The organism is Kitasatospora sp. NPDC097605 (genome assembly GCF_040302725.1).
Taxonomy (GTDB): Bacteria; Actinomycetota; Actinomycetes; order Streptomycetales; family Streptomycetaceae; genus Kitasatospora.
Genome location: NZ_JBEOSF010000095.1, coordinates 1 through 1003, shown reverse-complemented (window position 1 = coordinate 1003; position 1003 = coordinate 1). Strand labels below are relative to the sequence as shown.

Genomic DNA, 1003 nt, shown 5'->3' with positions numbered 1-1003 from the left:
GCCGCCCTCGGCTGAGCGCCCTTCTCAGACCCGCACGCCCCCACGCACGCCCGTCCGCGCCCGAAAAAGATTCCTACCTTTGCACTCCCAACGGAAACGAAGGGAAAACAAAAAAAGATCAGGTAGCGGATGTTACAGCGATCAACAGAAAAGATTGAAACAGATGAAAACACGTCCAAGACGAATAAGACTTGAACGAACTGAAATCTGAAGATATATAAAGACGGGCCGCGAGGCAACAACAGTCGATAAGTTCTTAAAAGAGATGTCAATGTAGCGCAGTGAGGTAATGAAGTACGTATTCAAGTACAGAATGCCTGACTGAATTTTAAAGTCAATGTCTGACAGACATAACAAAAAAGAAGACTATTTTTAACGATAGTTAAAACTGGTCAGTATTGAACAACACATTTTACAATGGAGAGTTTGATCCTGGCTCAGGATGAACGCTAGCGGCAGGCCTAATACATGCAAGTCGAACGATACTTTCCAGCTTGCTGGAGAGGAAAGTGGCGCACGGGTGCGTAACGCGTATGCAACCTACCTTCATCAGGGGGATAGCCCGGAGAAATCCGGATTAATACCGCATAAAATCACAGGATGGCATTATCCAATGATCAAACATTTATGGGATGGAGATGGGCATGCGTGTCATTAGCTAGTTGGCGGGGTAACGGCCCACCAAGGCGACGATGACTAGGGGATCTGAGAGGATGGCCCCCCACACTGGTACTGAGACACGGACCAGACTCCTACGGGAGGCAGCAGTAAGGAATATTGGTCAATGGAGGCAACTCTGAACCAGCCATGCCGCGTGCAGGAAGACTGCCCTATGGGTTGTAAACTGCTTTTATCCGGGAATAAACCTCATTACGAGTAATGAGCTGAATGTACCGGAAGAATAAGGATCGGCTAACTCCGTGCCAGCAGCCGCGGTAATACGGAGGATCCAAGCGTTATCCGGATTTATTGGGTTTAAAGGGTGCGTAGGCGGCCTGTTAAG

General features: G+C 48.5%; 1 rRNA gene. It reads left to right on the top strand.

Annotated features, from left to right (window positions below):
- Positions 1–414: 414 nt before the first annotated feature.
- Positions 415–1003: ribosomal RNA gene (locus ABTX81_RS39570) — 16S ribosomal RNA — on the top strand; the annotation flags it as partial.